This window comes from Roseibium sp., assembly GCF_965276855.1.
Classification (GTDB): Bacteria; Pseudomonadota; Alphaproteobacteria; order Rhizobiales; family Stappiaceae; genus Roseibium.
The window spans coordinates 4,672,561-4,690,008 of the sequence record NZ_OZ255700.1; the positions used below are offsets into that span (position 1 = coordinate 4,672,561).

Annotated in this window: 16 protein-coding genes, 1 tRNA gene and 1 riboswitch; of the genes, 9 read left to right on the forward strand and 8 right to left on the reverse strand. The window is 56.8% G+C overall.

What is annotated here, in order from left to right; all coding sequences use genetic code 11:
* Positions 1-263: 263 nt before the first annotated feature.
* The 3 genes from ACQY4Z_RS21640 to ACQY4Z_RS21650 form a co-directional block, all read right to left on the reverse strand.
* Positions 264-563 carry a hypothetical protein gene (locus ACQY4Z_RS21640; protein ID WP_428524712.1) on the reverse strand — a complete coding sequence of 100 codons (300 nt, stop codon included), beginning with the start codon at positions 561-563 and terminating at the stop codon, positions 264-266.
* Positions 564-684: 121 nt separating this feature from the next.
* Positions 685-1,095, reverse strand: coding sequence for a hypothetical protein (locus ACQY4Z_RS21645; RefSeq protein ID WP_428524714.1), 411 nt, complete (start codon positions 1,093-1,095; stop codon positions 685-687).
* 185 nt (positions 1,096-1,280) lie between these two features.
* Complete coding sequence (locus tag ACQY4Z_RS21650) at positions 1,281-1,754, reverse strand: hypothetical protein (protein WP_428524716.1); 474 nt, start codon at positions 1,752-1,754, stop codon at positions 1,281-1,283.
* Between the two features lie 223 nt (positions 1,755-1,977).
* Here ACQY4Z_RS21650 and ACQY4Z_RS21655 point away from each other — a divergent pair, with 223 nt between their 5' ends.
* Both ACQY4Z_RS21655 and ACQY4Z_RS21660 read left to right on the forward strand, forming a co-directional pair.
* The gene (locus ACQY4Z_RS21655) at positions 1,978-3,990 is read left to right on the forward strand and encodes an acetyl-CoA carboxylase biotin carboxylase subunit (RefSeq protein ID WP_428524718.1); all 2,013 of its coding nucleotides are present in this window, start codon (positions 1,978-1,980) and stop codon (positions 3,988-3,990) included.
* Between the two features lie 125 nt (positions 3,991-4,115).
* Positions 4,116-4,267, forward strand: a riboswitch (FMN riboswitch).
* A 55-nt stretch (positions 4,268-4,322) separates the two neighbouring features.
* Positions 4,323-5,255 (forward strand): DMT family transporter, encoded by a 933-nt coding sequence (locus tag ACQY4Z_RS21660; RefSeq protein ID WP_428524720.1) that lies wholly within the window; start codon positions 4,323-4,325, stop codon positions 5,253-5,255.
* A gap of 21 nt (positions 5,256-5,276) precedes the next feature.
* Here the strand turns inward: ACQY4Z_RS21660 and ACQY4Z_RS21665 are convergent, their stop codons facing one another.
* Positions 5,277-5,549 carry a hypothetical protein gene (locus ACQY4Z_RS21665; protein ID WP_428524722.1) on the reverse strand — a complete coding sequence of 91 codons (273 nt, stop codon included), beginning with the start codon at positions 5,547-5,549 and terminating at the stop codon, positions 5,277-5,279.
* 208 nt (positions 5,550-5,757) lie between these two features.
* On the opposite strand from ACQY4Z_RS21665, the gene ACQY4Z_RS21670 reads away from it, so the two are divergent.
* From ACQY4Z_RS21670 to ACQY4Z_RS21685, 4 genes are all read left to right on the forward strand, one after another.
* On the forward strand, positions 5,758-6,045 hold the full coding sequence (locus ACQY4Z_RS21670; protein WP_428524724.1) for an acylphosphatase: 288 nt from the start codon (positions 5,758-5,760) through the stop codon (positions 6,043-6,045).
* A 152-nt stretch (positions 6,046-6,197) separates the two neighbouring features.
* A complete protein-coding gene (locus ACQY4Z_RS21675) occupies positions 6,198-7,418 on the forward strand; it encodes an NAD-dependent epimerase/dehydratase family protein (protein ID WP_428524726.1) in 1,221 nt (406 codons plus the stop codon).
* Positions 7,419-7,425: 7 nt separating this feature from the next.
* Positions 7,426-8,280, forward strand: coding sequence for a glycosyltransferase (locus ACQY4Z_RS21680; RefSeq protein WP_428524728.1), 855 nt, complete (start codon positions 7,426-7,428; stop codon positions 8,278-8,280).
* 12 nt (positions 8,281-8,292) lie between these two features.
* Entirely contained in the window at positions 8,293-9,186 is an 894-nt protein-coding gene (locus ACQY4Z_RS21685; protein WP_428524730.1) for an NAD-dependent epimerase/dehydratase family protein, read from the forward strand.
* An 18-nt stretch (positions 9,187-9,204) separates the two neighbouring features.
* On the opposite strand, the gene ACQY4Z_RS21690 is transcribed toward ACQY4Z_RS21685, so the two are convergent.
* The 4 genes from ACQY4Z_RS21690 to lipB all read right to left on the reverse strand — a co-directional run bounded on the left by ACQY4Z_RS21690 (position 9,205) and on the right by lipB (position 16,549).
* Positions 9,205-12,324, reverse strand: a complete 3,120-nt coding sequence (locus ACQY4Z_RS21690; protein WP_428524732.1) for an efflux RND transporter permease subunit — start codon at positions 12,322-12,324, stop codon at positions 9,205-9,207.
* Positions 12,325-12,330: 6 nt separating this feature from the next.
* Positions 12,331-13,470 carry an efflux RND transporter periplasmic adaptor subunit gene (locus tag ACQY4Z_RS21695; protein WP_428524735.1) on the reverse strand — a complete coding sequence of 380 codons (1,140 nt, stop codon included), beginning with the start codon at positions 13,468-13,470 and terminating at the stop codon, positions 12,331-12,333.
* A 201-nt stretch (positions 13,471-13,671) separates the two neighbouring features.
* On the reverse strand, positions 13,672-15,630 hold the full coding sequence (locus ACQY4Z_RS21700) for a methyl-accepting chemotaxis protein (protein WP_428524737.1): 1,959 nt from the start codon (positions 15,628-15,630) through the stop codon (positions 13,672-13,674).
* Between the two features lie 211 nt (positions 15,631-15,841).
* On the reverse strand, positions 15,842-16,549 hold the full coding sequence (gene lipB / locus ACQY4Z_RS21705; protein WP_428524739.1) for a lipoyl(octanoyl) transferase LipB: 708 nt from the start codon (positions 16,547-16,549) through the stop codon (positions 15,842-15,844).
* Positions 16,550-16,645: 96 nt separating this feature from the next.
* On the opposite strand from lipB, the gene ACQY4Z_RS21710 reads away from it, so the two are divergent.
* From ACQY4Z_RS21710 to ACQY4Z_RS21720, 3 genes are all read left to right on the forward strand, one after another.
* A complete protein-coding gene (locus ACQY4Z_RS21710) occupies positions 16,646-16,912 on the forward strand; it encodes a FliM/FliN family flagellar motor switch protein (protein ID WP_008192565.1) in 267 nt (88 codons plus the stop codon).
* Between the two features lie 120 nt (positions 16,913-17,032).
* A tRNA-Leu gene (locus ACQY4Z_RS21715) sits at positions 17,033-17,119 on the forward strand.
* A 124-nt stretch (positions 17,120-17,243) separates the two neighbouring features.
* Positions 17,244-17,423: a hypothetical protein gene (locus tag ACQY4Z_RS21720; protein ID WP_428524741.1), complete on the forward strand. Its 180-nt coding sequence runs from the start codon at positions 17,244-17,246 to the stop codon at positions 17,421-17,423.
* The last annotated feature ends 25 nt before the right edge of the window (positions 17,424-17,448 follow it).

Here is a 17,448-nt window from a genome sequence, read left to right on the forward strand (position 1 = left end):
GTTTCTTTTTATTATTGGTGGCGAGGAAAGGTTACATGGAAATAACTTGTCCGTATATCGAAAATTAATGCTTTGTTTTTATTGTGCGCTGCGATGTTATTTGCAATAAATATTGAGGATGTCGCGACATTTACAATCCATGTCGTAACGTCGCTTGTGATTTGTATTCATGTCAGAAGGGCGACTGCCGCAGAAATGCGACAGTCCAAATGCTTCCAGCGTGCACCCTGAGATTTGCCGCGCAAATCGGAGCGGCAGTGTCATCAATCGATGAACAGCAAATCCGGGTCCTTGCATTCATAGGCAACATAACACTGCGGATTATCGCGCGTTGCGCTATACTGCGGTGCTAGGGCTTTATCACGTTCACAATATCTGAGGTTCGCGACGAACCTGGAATAAGTGTACTTGCCTGTCGTAAAGACCACCGCACCGTTTTTCAGCACCATATTTTGTGCCTGGGCACAGGTCATCTGGCGTAGATCCGGCCGGGCCTCGGCAACGTTTACGGCTGACAGAAGCGAAAGAACAGCGGCGGGGATTAGTAAGACATGCAGCTTCATGCGAACCTCCAGCGTGTTTCAGACACTGCACTTTGCAGGCCCGATTAGCTGGATTATAGCGCGGTCAAGCCGCCAGACATGTGACCAGCAGCACGGATTGCCCTGTTATTGGGAAGAAGACTTACTGGTGATTGGCCTGTAGGCCAGGATCAGGTTCGCACACTGTCGGGGGAATGACCTCACCCACGCCACGGGTTGAAAAGCCTGCATACCGCCGATCCTCGTCAAACAGAACGGCGAAGCGCGCGGAATTGCGGAGAAGTTGCCAGAAGTAGCGCATGTTGTCTGCGCAAGCAGGGCAGTCCGACCGGATATATCCGTCTCTGTCGGCTGTAAACTTGATCAAACGGTGGTCGAGTTCGACCCGGATCAAGGTCTTCGGAACTGGAAGACGCCCCTTGATGTCGATGCTGATCAGTGGCAGTGAAGACTTTTTGCTGTCGGGGCACCAAATTGAAAACCGGGATCCAAGCTTGTTCTTGGTCCAGTAGTGCTGGTAGCCATTCACCTTCTCGCTATGCCAACTGCCCACGGTTTCCGAAACGCCCGGGGCGACGGAAAAGCCGATTAAAAGAGCAATTAAAAATAGGCGAGTTAACATCTGGAACCCCAATGTATGCACTGCTGAAAATACCGAGGGTTGTCTTAAATTTTAGCTAATTGCGGTGAGTAGAAACGGCTCAAGTGACAATCGCATGATTTTGTATTCGATGTTTCTCAGGACGATTGCTTTTTCTTCCAGTCGGTTGGGCAGACATTTGCCGGAAGGATTTGTTTCGCACCTTTGAGCGAAAAGCCGGCGTAGCTGTCGTCCTTGAACTTGACCGCAATCGCCGTTGCGGCGCGAAGTCTGTGCCAAACATATTCGAAGGTGTCGGCGCAGGTTGCGCATCCGGTATCGACATACCCCTGCTCATTGACAGGGATCTCCATGATCTCTTTGTCGATGATCAGTTTCATGCGTGTATTCGGAGTGGGCGTTTTGCCGTCGATGACAACATGCAACAAGGTGCCGTTGACCGGGCGCTGTGGATGGCACCACACGACAAAACTCGCACCAATGTTGTTTGTGGTCCAATAGCGGGTGAAGCCGTCGACTTCTCCGGCATTCCACTTTTCGATCGTTTTTGCCTCAACGACAGTAGTTAGAGCCAATCCGGCGATCAGTGTTGTTATTAGTTTTTTTATCACGTCATTTTCCTCCAAATACATGGTAGAATTTGCAATATATTTGTTAAGAAAAGGAAAATCGGTAATTTTCGGCAATAGAGTGTGATTGAAAACTGCCTGCTGTGTTGTTTGGGCCGTGCAAGTAGTACGGTTCTCACATCGTCTGACCACCCTTTGGATAAGTTGCACTGGAGGGGAGGACCGGCCTACAACTCAGAAAACAGATCCAGCTGGGTGGAATTGCATGTTCTCGAAAATACTGATCGCCAACCGGGGTGAGATTGCGTGCCGCGTTATCAAGACGGCGCGGAAGATGGGAATCAAAACCGTTGCGGTCTATTCAGATGCCGATCGGAATGCACTGCACGTGGAGATGGCTGACGAGGCCGTTCACATCGGTCCCGCAGCGGCGGCTGAATCCTACCTGATTGCCGACAAGATCATCGCGGCTTGTAAGGAGACTGGTGCTGAAGCTGTGCATCCCGGCTACGGCTTCTTGTCTGAGCGGGCAAGCTTTCCGGAGGCGCTCGCAAAGGAAGGTATCGTTTGGATCGGTCCGAACCCGCGCGCCATTGAAGCGATGGGCGACAAGATCGAATCCAAGAAGTTTGCCAACGAGGCGAAAGTCAGCACGGTTCCAGGGTATCTCGGTGTCATTGAATCACCTGATCAAGCCGTCGAGATCGCAGAGGACATCGGCTACCCGGTGATGATCAAGGCTTCAGCCGGCGGTGGCGGCAAGGGGATGCGGATCGCCTGGAACGCTGAAGAAGTACGTGACGGCTACACCCGGTCCAAATCAGAAGCCGCGTCTTCTTTCGGTGACGACCGTGTCTTTATTGAAAAGTTCATCGAGAACCCGCGCCATATTGAAATTCAGGTTCTTGGCGACAAACACGGAAACGCGATTTACCTGGGTGAGCGTGAGTGTTCGATCCAGCGCCGGAACCAGAAGGTGATTGAAGAAGCGCCATCGCCGTTGCTGGATGAAGACACCCGCCGGCTGATGGGCGAACAAGCGGTCGCCTTGGCGAAAGCCGTTGACTACGACAGCGCGGGCACCGTGGAGTTTGTGGCTGGCCAGGACAAGAGCTTCTTCTTCCTTGAAATGAACACCCGACTTCAGGTGGAGCACCCGGTTACCGAGTTGATCACCGGGGTCGATCTGGTCGAGCAGATGATCCGCGTTGCCTATGGCGAGAAGCTAAAAATCGCACAGGACGACGTGAAGCTGAACGGCTGGTCCGTGGAAAGCCGGATCTATGCCGAGGATCCTTACCGGAACTTCCTGCCCTCCATTGGCCGGCTCGTGCGCTACGTGCCGCCGGAGGAACTGGACAGCGATGGGCTGACCATCCGCAATGACACCGGTGTGGTCGAGGGGTCGGAAATTTCCATGTTTTACGACCCAATGATTTCCAAGCTGATCACCCATGCCCCGACCCGCGAAGAAGCCATCGACGCCATGAGCAAGGCACTGGACGGGTACTACGTTGACGGCATTCAGCACAACGTGCCGTTCCTCACCGCGTTGATGAACCATCCGCGTTGGCGGTCCGGAGAACTGGCGACCAGTTTCATTGCAGACGAATACCCGGACGGCTTTTTCCCGGCTGAGCCGGACGACGAAGCGCGGGGTGTTTTGGCGGCGGTGTCGCTGTCCATGGCGGCGATTGAACGCGAACGTCTTGACCATCTTCCTGGCCGATTGCGGCCGCACTCCGGTGCGATCCGCGAGGACTGGGTGGTCAAGCTGGACAAGACCTATGTTCCCATTCGTCTTGCGGCCGGTTATCCGGGAACGCCGATTGAGCTTGATGTCGCGATTGGTGACGGGCCTGTCGTCAATGTGGAATCGGATTGGGCGCCGGGTGCTGCGCTCTGGAGCGGCCGCGTTGGGGAAAAGGACATCACAGTTCAGGTCCGCCCGGTTCGTGGAGGCTACCGCCTCGATTGGCAGGGCTATTCTGTCACAGCCAAGATCATGACGCCGCGTGTTGCCGAACTCGATGAGTTGATGCCGGAAAAGCTCCCGCCGGACACATCCAAGATGCTGCTGTGCCCGATGCCGGGTCTGGTGGTGTCGATTGCCGTCAGTGAAGGCCAGGAGGTCAAGGCGGGCGAACAGCTGGCCATCGTTGAAGCCATGAAGATGGAAAACGTCCTGCGTGCCGAGCGGGACTGTGTCGTGACCGCCATCAAGGCAGAGCCGGGCGACAGTCTTGCCGTTGACGCCGTGATCATGGAATTCTCCTGATCATCGACTGATTATGTTCTTGAAAGACCAGCTGCCGGCCATCTGGCAGCTTTTCAGTCATACTGAATTTTTCGTTCATTGACCGTTGCGCCGATCCAGTGAGGCCGTTAAACAACGGTATTAGGAACAGTTCTCGGGGCGGGGTGAAAGTCCCCACCGGCGGTATCAGGGAAACCTGGAGCCCGCGAGCGCCTTGGTAATACATGTTTACCAAGGGTCAGCAGATCCGGTGAGATGCCGGAGCCGACGGTTACAGTCCGGATGATAGAGAGCTTGGCTGGGCCGCTTTTCTCAAGCGGTGCAGCTTTTTGGTCTTATTGAGACTGTTCTGGATGAAAACTGGAACGGACTTGAAGACGATGGACACCAAATCCTCCTCACTTCAGGCGCAGCCGGTGCTGGCAGCGCTTGCCATGGTCGGCGCAGGCGCCTCATTTGCGCTCGTAAATGGCGCCCTCCAGGCATCGACAATGCAGCTCGGTGTGCCGTCAACGTCGGCAGCTTTCTGGCAATATGCGCTTGGACTTGGCTTTGCGCTTCCCTGGGTGCTCAGGCGCGGGCGCACCGCCTTGAAAACACAGCAACTCGGGTTGCATCTCCTGCGGGCTTTCCTGGCCGTCATTGGCATTCAGCTGTGGGTTGCCGGTCTGGCGCGCGTGGAAATCTGGCAGGCGATTGCCCTTGTGATGACGTCGCCGTTTTTCGTCATTCTTGGCGCCCGGATCTTTCTGGGGGAACAGGTTGGCTGGGCACGATGGCTTGCGACCATTGCCGGTTTTTCCGGTGGGATGGTAATCCTCGAGCCCTGGTCGCAGGCATTCAACTGGGGCGCTTTGCTCCCTGTCGCTGCTGCTGCGTTTTGGGCCGGAACGTCCCTTGTGACAAAAAAGCTGACACAGCGAGAGGCCGCGGATTCCATTACGCTTTATCTGTTGCTCCTTTTGACGCCCGTGAATGCCGTGCTGGCCTTCGCCGATGGTGGTCTCGTCGTAAGCGGTCTGGCGTTTGTCTTGCTCGTCGGGGCCGGCCTCTTGACGGTTCTTGCGAACTATCTTTTGACGCTGGCCTATCAAAAGGCGGACGCGACCTTTGTTCAGCCGTTCGACCATCTGAAGCTGCCGCTCAACATTGCCGTTGGCTTCATTGCCTTCGGCTTTGCGCCAACGGGTGCGTTTTGGCCGGGTGCTCTCGTCATTGTGGGGGCATCGCTCCTGGTGATGCTCGATGAGCAGAGGCGGGGAAATGCCGCGCCAAAGACCGCGTGAGCCGTTCAGAGACAGTCCATATCAGTCGATCGGTTTGAAGATCGTATCGATGGCTTCGAACATGATGTTGTAGTTTCTGATCTCATGGTCTGAGAAATCGCTATGCGGAACTGCCTTCTTGGCTTCATTGATGAGGTCGGTTTTAATCTGATCCAGATCCAGTCCAATCGCTTCTGCATGCGTGCTGAGTTCCACATGCAGCCTCTTTGCAATCCCCGCATAAGCAACAATGGCTGTTATCGCCTCTGAGGGATCTTTGGGCACGCGGATGTTGAGTGTTTTCTGTGTGGTCACGCTTATAAGATCCTCTTTCATTTATTACGGGCTTGGCTGGATGTAGGTCGTTGGCTGTCCAGCACAAAGGCAAATGTTCATTTCAAGGCAGTGCGGCTCAGAAATGCTGCGCTGTTTTTGCTGCATAAAGCCCCATTGCAGGTTTGAAACGATCCGCACTACTCTAAGCTCAGAGCCAAGGTAACGCTTTTGGAATAAGGAAGTGCCGATGACCCAGGATCCTTTGACCGTCCATCTCCTGATCGAGGGTAGGGTGCAAGGTGTCGGATACCGGGCCTGGTGCGCCGAGGAGGCGGTGGCGCGGGATCTCGCCGGCTGGGCGCGAAACCTCAAGAATGGTGCCGTTGAGGCCGTAATATCCGGCCCATCAGATACGGTGGTCGATATGATGGACGCGCTTTGGCACGGTCCTGCGCTCGCCCGGGTCACGTCTGTATCTGATCTCGAGCCTGTCGAACCTGCTACCGGACGTTTCACAGTCCGCGAAACGGTTTAGTATGTGGAAGAAGTGTCCAATCCCTTTCCGTGTGTATCAATTTCAAATTAATGCATTGAACTGTCATTGAATTATCGCAATCATCTGATCTCACATATGAAACAATCATGACGGTGGAACAGGTCCATCGGATCGAATGCAGGAGTGGTCAGGTGAAGATTGCAATTCTTGGTGGTGATGGGTTTGTTGGCTGGCCGACGTCCCTGCATTTGTCTGACAAGGGCCACGAAGTCCACATCATCGACAACCTGAGCCGCCGTTGGATCGATGCTGAACTCGGTGTTCAATCACTGACGCCGATGGATTCCATTCAGGAGCGGACCCGGATCTGGAAACAGGAAACCGGCAACACGATCCGGTTCCATCTGATCGACATTGCCGAGAACTACGAGGTGTTCAAGGCTTGGCTCGCCGAAGAGCGCCCCGATGCGATCATTCATTTTGCCGAACAGCGCGCTGCGCCCTATTCGATGAAATCGGACCAGCACAAGAACTACACGGTCAACAACAACGTCAATGCGACGCACCACCTGCTGAATGCCATGGTGGAGCTCGATCTGGACGCTCACCTCATTCACCTCGGCACCATGGGCGTTTACGGCTACTCCAACGTTGGCGCAGCGATCCCGGAAGGATACCTGAGCGTTGATGTGGAGACCTTGTCTGGTGCAACCGCCAGCCAGGAGATTCTGTACCCGGCCAATCCCGGTTCGATCTATCACATGACCAAGTGTCTGGATCAGCTCCTGTTTCAGTTCTACGCCAAGAACGATGGCTTGCGCGTGACCGACCTGCATCAGGGCATTGTCTGGGGTACGCACACGGAGCAAACCCGCAAGCACAAGCAGCTGATCAACCGGTTCGACTATGACGGCGACTATGGCACCGTGCTCAACCGGTTCCTGATCCAGGCCGCGATCGACTATCCGCTGACTGTTCATGGCACCGGTGGTCAGACGAGGGCCTTCATTCACATTCAGGATTCGGTTCGCTGCATCGAGCTTGCCCTGAACAACCCGCCGGACCGCGGTGATCGGGTGATGGTGTTCAACCAAATGACCGAAACCCACCGCGTGCGCGATCTGGCCGAGCTCATTTCCAAGCTGACCGGCGCAAAAATCGCCTACCTTCCGAACCCGCGAAAGGAAGCGCCGGAAAACGATCTGGTGGTCAAAAATGACCAATTTCTTGAGCTGGGCCTCAACCCGATCAAGCTGGAAGACGGCTTACTGAGTGAAGTCGTCGATGTCGCCAAGGCGTTCTCATACCGGATCGACCGCAGCCGGGTTCCGGCTGTCTCTGCCTGGACGAAGGAGATTGCGGTGGACATCGAGCGCGATCCGGAGCACCCGCGTCTGAAATCGGTCTCTTGAAGTCCCAATGGCAAGCGATCATCCGGTCTTTGAGACAGCGGCTAATAGTCGACACGCCTATGTGACGCTGGTGACCAACTCCGACTATGTGCTCGGGGCAACTGCGTTGCTGCGCTCCTTGCGGCTCAGCGGGACGCAAGCGGACCTCGTGGTGCTCTATACGCCGGGTGTCGATCCGGGCAATCTGGAATCGCTCAGAGAATTCTCGCCGCGTTTCGGCCAGTGTGACCGCCTGCCGACAACAGACGCGTTCAATGAACGGCACGAGCGGGGACGGCTGCACAAGGCGGCGCCGTTCACAAAGGGCGGCAAGCCGGTGTTTCATACCCCGCTCGACAACTTCGTCAAGCTGCGCCTGTGGCAACTGGAAGACTATGACAGCGTTGTTTTCATTGATGCCGATGCACTGGTTTTGAAGAACTGTGACAAGCTGTTTGGGTATCCGGAGTTTTGTGCCGCCCCGAATGTCTATGAGGCGCTGGGCGATTTTCACCGGATGAACAGCGGTGTCTTCACAGCCCGCCCGAATGCGTCAACCTATGCGGATATGCTCAAGCAGCTGGATGCCCCGGAGGCGTTTTGGCGCCGCACGGACCAGACCTTCCTGGAAAGCTATTTTCCCGACTGGCACGGTCTGCCGGTGTTCTGCAACATGCTGCAATATGTTTGGTTCAATCTGCCGGATCTCTGGGATTGGGATCAGATCCACATTCTGCACTACCAGTATGAAAAGCCGTGGCAAACGGACCACGCTCGGTCAGATCTCTTGCGCCCCCTGATTGATCTGTGGCAGGCCTTCTATGAGGGACGGGATATCGGTGAAACACTCGCCAATCTGCCGTCACCGCCCGCACAGAATTAGAAAAGTCGATCAATGCATATTCTTATCACCGGAGCGACGGGGCAACTCGGCCGGTTTATTGCCAGCCGTTTGCGCCAGGATGGCCACCAGCTCACGTGCCTCGGACGCACGCCGTCCGACAATCCGGCAGACAGATATGTCAAATGGGGGCTGGATGATCGGGCGTTTGAACTCCCCGCAGCCGATGCGCTGATCCACTGTGCCCTGTCCCATGTGCCGGGTAAGTACCGGGATGGGGAGGGGGATGACCCCCATGGGTTTATTGACCGGAACGTCGAAGGATCGCAGGCCCTGTTCCAGGCCGCAAAGGCTGCTGGTGTCGCTCAGAGTGTGTTCCTCTCCAGCCGCGCGGTCTATGCCGGTGCCGGCGAATGGGGCGTTTTGACGGAAGAGGCGTCTGTCGACCCGGACAGCTTTTACGGCAAGGTCAAATATGCCGGTGAGCTTGCCCTTGAGGTGCTGAGCGATGCCAGCTTCAAAGGCACTGTCATCAGGGCCACCGGCGTTTATGGATGCCCTCCGGGACTGGAAACACACAAATGGACCAAAGTGCTGGATGGCTTTGCCAAAGGCGATGCCGTGATCCCTCGGGTCGGCACGGAAGTTCATGGCGAAGATCTGGCAGATGCGGTTGCGCTTCTACTGGAAAAGCGCGGCGACAGCGAGGCCGTATTTGATGTGTTCAATGCGTCCGACATGCTGCTCGATCTTCAGGACCTTTTGAAGATCTACAAGGAAACATTCGGTCTTGAGTGGCACTTGCCGATCCGCGCGCCGGGACCCGTGGGCGTGATGGATGTCGCAAAACTGGTGAGGCTCGGCTGGTCTCCCGGCGGCAAGGCGAAACTGGAGAGATTCGTCCGGTCATTGCCTGCGCCCGCCCAAACTGAAGCAACAGCGGGCTAATTCAGAAATCCGTTCGGACTACTCTGCAGGCGGGGCTTCGGTTCCTGCCGCGGGGCCGCGTTTGCCAAGTTCCGTGTTCAGCCGCCGCTCGATCGCGGAACGTGGTTCGGTGAAGCGCGCGAGCAAGCTGTAGAGCACTGGCGTCAGGAACAGCGTCAGGATACCGGACAGGAGCAACCCGCCGACAATCACGGTACCAATTGCAATGCGGCTCTCGGCTCCGGCACCGCTCGCCAGCACCAGCGGCATTGCCCCCAAAACGGTGGACACGACCGTCATGACGATTGGCCGGAGGCGCAGAACCGTTGAATCGATGACGGCTTGCGTGACGTCCTTGCCTTCGTCCCTGAGCTGATTTGCGAATTCGACGATGAGAATGCCGTTTTTCGCCATCAGCCCCACAAGCAATATGATGCCGATCTGGCTGTAAATGTTGAGCGACAAGCCGGCTGCTGCCAACGAAAAGACGGCACCCGCAACGCCGAGCGGCACGGTCAGCATGATCACGAACGGGTGGACAAAGCTCTCGAATTGGGCGGCGAGGACCAGAAACACAATCAGGAGCGCCAGCGCAAAGGTGAACCCAGCACCGCTCGATGTTTCGCGGAACTGTTGCGACTGACCGGCAAGGCTGATCCTGGCCTCCGCGGGCAGGATCTCGGCAGCTGCACCCTCCATGTATTCGATGGCATCGCCAAGCGAATACCCTTCCGCAATGGAGCCTTCGATCGTGATGGACGGCAAACGGTCGTAGCGGCGCAGTTCCGCAGCCGCAGCGTTGACATCGAGCGACACAAGAGCGCTGAGCGGGACGAGCGTGTCGCCGTCATCTGCGCGCAGGAAGATGAACTCGATATCCGTTGGAGAGGCGCGGTCGTTGGCCGCAGCTTGAACGAGGACCGGATACTCTCGGCCGCGTTCCAGATAGGTGGTTACTTCGCGAGAGGCCAGTAGCGTTTGCAATGTCGTTGCAATCGTCTCTACGGAAATACCAAGGTCATCAGCGCGTTCACGATCGACGGAAATGTCAAGCTGCGGCTGGTTTTCCTCGTAGTCCATTTCCAGATTGCGCAGGTTCGGGTTTTCCTGACCGCGCTCCAGAAGCTGCGCGGCCCACACCTTCACGCTTTCAAAGTCCGGACCGCTGACAACGATGCGCAGCGGCGTGCGGCTTCCACGCAAGCCAAGGCCGGCCGGGGTGATGGGAAAGCCGCGAGCCGCGGTAATCTGGCCCATGCTCGGGATCATGGCCCGAACGACGTCGCGGTGGGATTTTTCCCGGTCTTCCCAGTCTGCGAGGCGCAGGACGACAAAGGCCCGGTTCTGGCGCCCCCATGTGCCGGTGTAGGTGAAGACCGTTTCGATATCGCCGGAAGCAACGAGTGGCTCTGCAATGCCTTCGACTTGGCGGGAGGCCTGATCGGTGAACCCCACCGTGCTGCCTTGCGGGGCAGACAGGGGCACAAAAACAATTCCCCGGTCTTCACTTGGGGTCAGTTCACGCGGCAGCTGTTCATAGACGACAAAGCCGAGTGCGGCGATGCTGCCTGCAAGCGCCAGGATGACGAGCGGCATGCGGACCGCAAGTGTGACCACTTTCCGAAACCACCGAAGGATCAGAGTCTCGGCAGGCGCATCTTCATTGGATCCGGCCTGAGGAGTTTTGGATCTTGTCAGAATACGAGATGCCAGTGCGGGGCAAGCGGTCAGTGCAACAAAGGTCGAGATTACCACCGCGCTCGCCATCACGAACCCGAACTCGACAAAGAGCCGCCCGACCTGGCCTTGCAGGAAGGAGAGGGGCACGAACACGGCAATCAATGTCATGGACGTTGCAAGGACGGCAAAAGTGACCTGGCGGGTACCCAGGAAGCTTGCCATCAACGGGCTCTCTCCGAGATCGATGCGCCGTTGAATATTCTCCAGAACGACAATCGCGTCATCAACCACCAGCCCGATGGTTAGAAGGAGGGCGAGAAGGGTCAGGACATTGACCGAGAACCCGAGTGCGGAGATTGCCGCAAAGGTTCCAATCAAAGCGATCGGGATCGTGATTGCCGGTATCAAGGTTGCGCGCAGGGATCGCAAGAACAACAGGATGACCAGGACAACAAGCCCGAGTGACACACCCAGCGCAATCACAACTTCCCGGATTGAAGCTCCCACGAAAATGGCATCGTCCGAGCCAACTTCGATCTGCATGTCGGCTGGCAGGTTTGGCTGAAGTGCATCGATTTCTTCACGGACGGCTTCTGAAATGGCAAGCGTGTTTGATTGGCTTTGCCGGATGACCGCCAAACCAACGGCAGTCTTGCCATTGTTCCGGACAATCGTGTCATCCTGCGCGACGCCGGCAACAACTGTTGCAATATCGCGCAAGCGGATCGGATAACCTCCGACCCGCTCAATCACGACATTTGAAAATGCATCAACGGTCGGCAGCCGGCTGTTGAGGCGCACAGACAATTGCCGTGCATCCGACTCTAGTTCGCCGGCCGGCAATTCGAGGTTGGCGCGCTGGAGCGCACGTTCAATGTCGACAACCGTGAGATTTCGGGCGGCCATGGCGCGGCGATCCAGCCAGACCCGCACGGCTTTTGGCCTGCCGCCATAGGTATCGATCGATGCGACACCCGGTACTGTTGCGAGCCTGTCGATCACATATCGGTCGACATAATCGGTGATCTCAGCCGCACTCAACCTGTCGGAGGTAACGGCGAGGCGCATGACGGGATCGGAATCCGCGTCGTTCTTGACCACCTGCGGTTCGTCCGCATCGGCCGGAAGATCTGCCCGGACACGGGAAACAGCATCGCGCACATCGTTTGCCGCCGCATCAATGTCGTTGCCGACTTCAAACTCCACGACCACCCGGCTGCGGCCACGGCGGCTGCTCGAGCTGATTGTTTTGACTCCGGCCACACCAGCCACGGAGCCCTCAATGATCTCCGTAAGGTCCGTGTCGATGACTTCCGGAGCCGCACCGCGATAAGTTGTCGTGACGGTGACGACCGCCGTATCGATGTCCGGAAGTTCGCGGACCGGGATGGAGGTCAGGACACCAATCCCGAACACGATGATCAGAAGACTGGCAACGGCGGCCAAAACCGGGCGGCGGATGGCAAGATCGGACAACATGGACCGTCAGCTCCGTTGACGCGGTTGCGCCTTCGCAGCCGTTTCCGGCGTTCCGGAGGCATCATCCTGGGCTTCGGGCTGCCCTTCGATCACCTCGATCTTGCTGCCATCGCGCAGCGATTGGATCCCGCGGTGAATTATGCGTTCACCGGCTTTCACACCCTCTGAGATTTGAACCAAGCCGCTGCGGCGCAAGCCTGTCGTTACATTGCGCCGGTCAGCCGTGTCTCCGTCAGCGACAAAGAGGAAGATGGTCCCGCCTTCCACCTGGAGCGCCTCTTCCGGAACAACAATCGCTTGGCGGATGCTCAATTCAATTTCGAGCCGCATGAACATCCCGACCGGCAAGACCCGATCCGGGTTGGGCAGGCGGGCCCTGACACGGAAGGACCGGGAGGCTTGATCGACACGGCTGTCAATCGCAACAACGTTTCCGGTAAACGAGCGGCCCGGAAATGCTGCACTGGTGGCTGTGACCGGCTGGCCTTGCACAATCTGCCCGTAGACCGTTTCCGGCAAGCGGAATTCGATTTCCACCTCGGCCAGATCATCCAGATGGGTGAGAACCGTGGAGGTTTCCACCCGGGCTCCAAGATCAATCGAACTGATGCCCAAAACTCCGGTGAATGGTGCCCGGATGGTCCGGTCCGCCAAACGGCGCTGTGCCCGGTCGAGCTCAGCATTGGCGATGGCAAGTTCGGAGCGCAATTGTTCCAGATTTGCCTGACTGATGGTGTTGGTCTGGCGCAGGGCTTCCGCGCGTTCCATGGCGAGGCGGCGTTCATTTACGCGCGCCTTGGCTTCTGCAAGCGTTGCCCGTTCAATCTCATCATCCAGCCGCGCAAGAACAGTGCCAGCGGTGACTTCCTGACCGGACTTGATGTCGATCTCGACAATGCGTCCCTCTGCCAGCGGCACGATATCGACAGCGCGTAAAGCGCGCGTTGTGCCGACCGCTTCGGCAAAAACAGGGAGTTCTGTTTCCTTGGCAGGAACCGCCTCAACCTTGACCGTTCGGGCACCACGTTGGCTGCGTTCGCCAGAGCCCTCGGCCGCGCTCGTCATGTGGGTTTCGTAGTACCAGTAACCGCCGCCGGCGAGCCCAGCCAGCACACACAGCACCAACAGTTGCTTGAAAAATCCCATTATCCAATGCCTTCGTCGGAATGGTCCAGCGTGACACCGGGTCAGCATTGGTCCTTGCAACTTATAGATATATTGCCGCTTGCAGTCAGATCAAGTCAGCCAGCCGGGTCCCGAACGAGGGAATAAAAGTTGACGGAGGGGATATCTTTGGTCTCCGCACGGCTGCCGGAGCCGTGCGGATAAATTTTTTCGCAAGGCTGCTTAGGCCGCGCGTATGCCGTCGAAGAATTCGTTGACCTTCGAACTCAGCGTCTTCGATTGCGCCATCAAGGCTTCAGCAGTGGACAAGACGTCGGTCGCATTACGTCCGGTCGATTGCGCGCCGCTGGAGACCTGTGACATCGTTTCCGAAATCGCGTCTGTACCGGATGAGACTTCGTTGACGTTTCGCGAGATCTCCGTTGTCGCCATGCTCTGCTGCTCGACGGAGACTGAGATGTCTTGGGAGATCTCGGTCATTTCACCGATGACGCTGGCAATATCTTTGATCGCTGTTGCTGTCTGATCGGAAACAGACTGCATGGCCTGGATCTGTGTGGCGATTTCTTCGGTCGCCTGCGCGGTCTGGTTCGCAAGCGATTTCACTTCGGACGCAACGACAGCGAAGCCCTTACCTGCTTCCCCGGCGCGTGCAGCTTCAATTGTCGCGTTCAAGGCCAGGAGGTTGGTCTGTGCCGCAATGTCGTTGATCAGGCTGACAATCTGGCTGATCCGATCGGTTGTCGCGACAAGGCTCTGAACCGTCTCATCCGTATTGGCCGCCGCTGTGGACGCTTTGCCTGCGATGCTGGCCTGGTCTTCAACCCGGCGGGCGATCTCGGCAATTGATGAAGTCAGCTCCTCTGAGGCTGCGGCAACCGAGCGGACGTTTGCGGCTGTGTCGCCCGTTGTCTTGGCGGCTGAGGCTGCATCGTTGGAGCTCTTCTCAGAGGTTTCCGCCAGTTCACGGGCCGTGCCTTCCAGCTCACCTGTTGCCTGTTCAACGGTTTCCAAAACTCCACGGATTTCGTGGTTGAAGTCGTTCAAAAGGCGATCGACGGTTTCTGCGCGGTTTTGCTTGGCCAGCTGCTCGGATGCCTGTTCCGCTTCCAGTTGCCGCTGGGCCTTGCCATTTGTCTTGAAGACCTCCACCGCATTGGCGATCGACCCGATTTCGTCACGGCGCTCCACGCCTGGGACCGGACAATCAAGGTCACCACCGGCAATCTCGCTCATGGCCCGGGTGACGGATGCCAATGGCCGTGCAAGCAGCGTCTGGAAGAGTGAGCCGAGGATCACCAGCATCAAAACCGTTGCGATCGCTGTGGCAATGAATGCTGAATTGCGAAGGCTCGCCAAGCTGGCATAGGCCGCGCCCCGGTCGAGGGACAGGCCGATTTTCCAATCAACCGGCAGACCTTCGATTGGAACAAACTGGACAATCCGATCGCCAAACCTGGTGGACGCATATTGCGTATCACCCGTGACCGAGACGGGGTCATCCGGAAACAACTCTGAAAGTGGTTTGGATACCAGATCACTTTCAGGGTGGATCAGGATGGTCCCTTCAGAATCTGTCACAAAGACATACCCGTTTCCGCCGAGATCGGACTCTGAGAGCATTTTGGCGATTTCGGTGATGTCGAAGTCACCGCCGACAACGCCTGCCAGCGCGCTACCCGATTTGACGGGTGTCGCCGCAGTCACGATCAGGCGACCGCTGGACGCATCCTGGTAAGGCGCAGTGATCGTCGGGCCGTTTTCTGCAACTGCATCCTTGTACCAGGGGCGGACGCGGGGGTCATACCCTTCCGGCAAGTTGGTCTCCGGCCAAATCGTGAAGGTGCCGTCTTCCTGCGCGCCGAAATAGGTGCCGTCGAAGTTGGACGTCAGGGTCGGCAAATCAAAGAACTCAGCGCCGAGGCTCTCTTGCCGGGCAACGCCCTCGGCCGTGGACGTGATGAGCATCAAACGGGCCTGGAACCAGTTTCGAACCGAGTTGGCTTCCGCAAAGCCGACCCCGGTCATGTAGTCCCGGATTTCTTCGGACTTGGCAGAACGTTGCAATGTGTCATTGAAGAGGCCAAAACCGGCGAAGATGGCGATGATCACTGCGGCAGCAGCCAGCAGGATCTTGGTGATGATGCTCTTGGCAGCATGTTTTGTGGACGCTTGTGTCACAACCGATGTCCCAGATGTGTTGAATTGGTCGGACACTGCCTTTTTTCGATAAATAAAGACTAAATTTCGATGTGTGTGACGCGTAATAACGTCATTCATCTGAGGTAACTCAAAGTATTATTGTTATTAATGACAATGTATTTGTCGTGGTTTTGTTGTTGGTTTCACTTCGTTTGGTATTTGAGCAGTCTCCAGCGAAATCGCCGGGCACTCAAACAGATGTCGTTGGCCCAAAAATTTTCTCAAACTCGGCCCTGAGCACACTGTCGTTTTCAGCCATCGTGACGGGGATGCCCAGATCGACCAGGCTCGTGACGCCGTGTTCGCTGATGCCGCAGGGCACGATCCCGGAGAAATGATCCAACTCCGGTTCCACATTGAAGCTGATGCCATGGAACGTGACCCATTTGCGCAGGCGGATGCCGATTGCGGCGATCTTGTCCTCGACATTGATGCCTCGATCCGGCCGGCGTACCCAGACACCGACGCGGTCTTCCCGGCGCTCTCCGCGGATGTGATAGTGCCACAGCGTGTTGATGAGCCAGGCTTCCAGCGCAGAGACAAACGCGCGCACGTCCTGCTGGCGCCGTTTCAGATCCAGCATGACGTAGGCAACCCGTTGTCCGGGGCCGTGATAGGTGTGCTGACCGCCGCGTCCGGTCCGGTAAACGGGAAACCGGTCCGGCGAAATCAGATCGCTGTCATCGGCGCTGGTTCCGGCTGTGTAGAGCGGGGGATGCTCCAAGAGCCAAACCTGCTCTGAGGCTTTTCCGGCGATGATTCGCTGAACCGTCTCATCCATCTCCCGTGCGGCATCTTCATAGTCAAACAGATCATCGAAGATTTTCCATTTGACCGGTGCAGAGCCGTCCTTCGGCAAAAAACTCAAGGAAAGGGCGTCGCGTTGGTCAGGTGACATGTGGATGACACTTCTTTGTTTTTTGAGCAGGCTGCCGATCCCGTGGTAAGATCAGCGCTGGCGGATGTTCGCCCTATTTAAGGACTCAGGCGTGTTATGGCCACCTTTGATGAAATCAATGTCGATATCTCCGTGGTGCTCGGTGAAAACCATATGCCGGTGCATCAGCTGCTGCGCATGGGCCGCGGGGCGGTGATCGATCTTGATGTGGATGAAGATGACGACGTCAAGATCTACGCCAACAACACGCTTGTGGCAAAAGGGCAGGTGGTGCTGCTGGGGGAACGGATTGGTATTTCGATCACGGAAGTCCTGATGCGGCCGCCGGAAACCCGCCCGATGCGCACAGAAGGGCCGCTTTAATCCGGCGCCTTTAAAAAAGTTAGGCGCCTGTGAATTATTGCAAGTTCGGCTCTTGCGCCTCCGAAAACCTTTTGCTACATGAGGCGCCTCGACGCGATCAGCGCCGGGAAAACTGACTAAGCGGTCGTGGCGGAATTGGTAGACGCGCAGCGTTGAGGTCGCTGTGGGCTAACCCCCGTGGAAGTTCGAGTCTTCTCGACCGCACCATCAATCACACTACCAAGTGATTGAAAACAAAGGCGCTCTTCTGAGCGCCTTTTTTGTTTTGGCGCCTTTTGCTTTAGAGGATAGTACAAAAGATAGAACATGCACCTTCTGAGGTGGTTCTGTCATGCGGGAAGCCGACAAGTATCTGGAGCTGTTTCGCGGGCGCTGGCGCTATGTGTGGCGGGTGCCGAAGGCGGTTTCTAATCTTGACACACGCGGAAAACTGCAAATCGCCCTTGTAACGTCGTCTTTGGATGTTGCCCGCATCCGGCGTGATGCCATGGAAGACGCCGACACGCTCTAAAGGCTCACCTCAGACGCGCCAGCAC

Excerpts from the sequence above, each read along its gene's own strand:
- ACQY4Z_RS21670 (WP_428524724.1), top strand. The coding sequence starts at position 5,758 with ATGACCCAGGATCCTTTGACCGTCCATCTCCTGATCGAGGGTAGGGTG.
- ACQY4Z_RS21695 (WP_428524735.1), bottom strand. The coding sequence starts at position 13,470 with ATGGGATTTTTCAAGCAACTGTTGGTGCTGTGTGTGCTGGCTGGGCTC.
- ACQY4Z_RS21690 (WP_428524732.1), bottom strand. The coding sequence starts at position 12,324 with ATGTTGTCCGATCTTGCCATCCGCCGCCCGGTTTTGGCCGCCGTTGCC.
- ACQY4Z_RS21685 (WP_428524730.1), top strand. The coding sequence starts at position 8,293 with ATGCATATTCTTATCACCGGAGCGACGGGGCAACTCGGCCGGTTTATT.
- ACQY4Z_RS21710 (WP_008192565.1), top strand. The coding sequence starts at position 16,646 with ATGGCCACCTTTGATGAAATCAATGTCGATATCTCCGTGGTGCTCGGT.
- ACQY4Z_RS21655 (WP_428524718.1), top strand. The coding sequence starts at position 1,978 with ATGTTCTCGAAAATACTGATCGCCAACCGGGGTGAGATTGCGTGCCGC.
- ACQY4Z_RS21640 (WP_428524712.1), bottom strand. The coding sequence starts at position 563 with ATGAAGCTGCATGTCTTACTAATCCCCGCCGCTGTTCTTTCGCTTCTG.
- lipB (WP_428524739.1), bottom strand. The coding sequence starts at position 16,549 with ATGTCACCTGACCAACGCGACGCCCTTTCCTTGAGTTTTTTGCCGAAG.
- ACQY4Z_RS21720 (WP_428524741.1), top strand. The coding sequence starts at position 17,244 with ATGCGGGAAGCCGACAAGTATCTGGAGCTGTTTCGCGGGCGCTGGCGC.
- ACQY4Z_RS21660 (WP_428524720.1), top strand. The coding sequence starts at position 4,323 with ATGAAAACTGGAACGGACTTGAAGACGATGGACACCAAATCCTCCTCA.
- ACQY4Z_RS21680 (WP_428524728.1), top strand. The coding sequence starts at position 7,426 with ATGGCAAGCGATCATCCGGTCTTTGAGACAGCGGCTAATAGTCGACAC.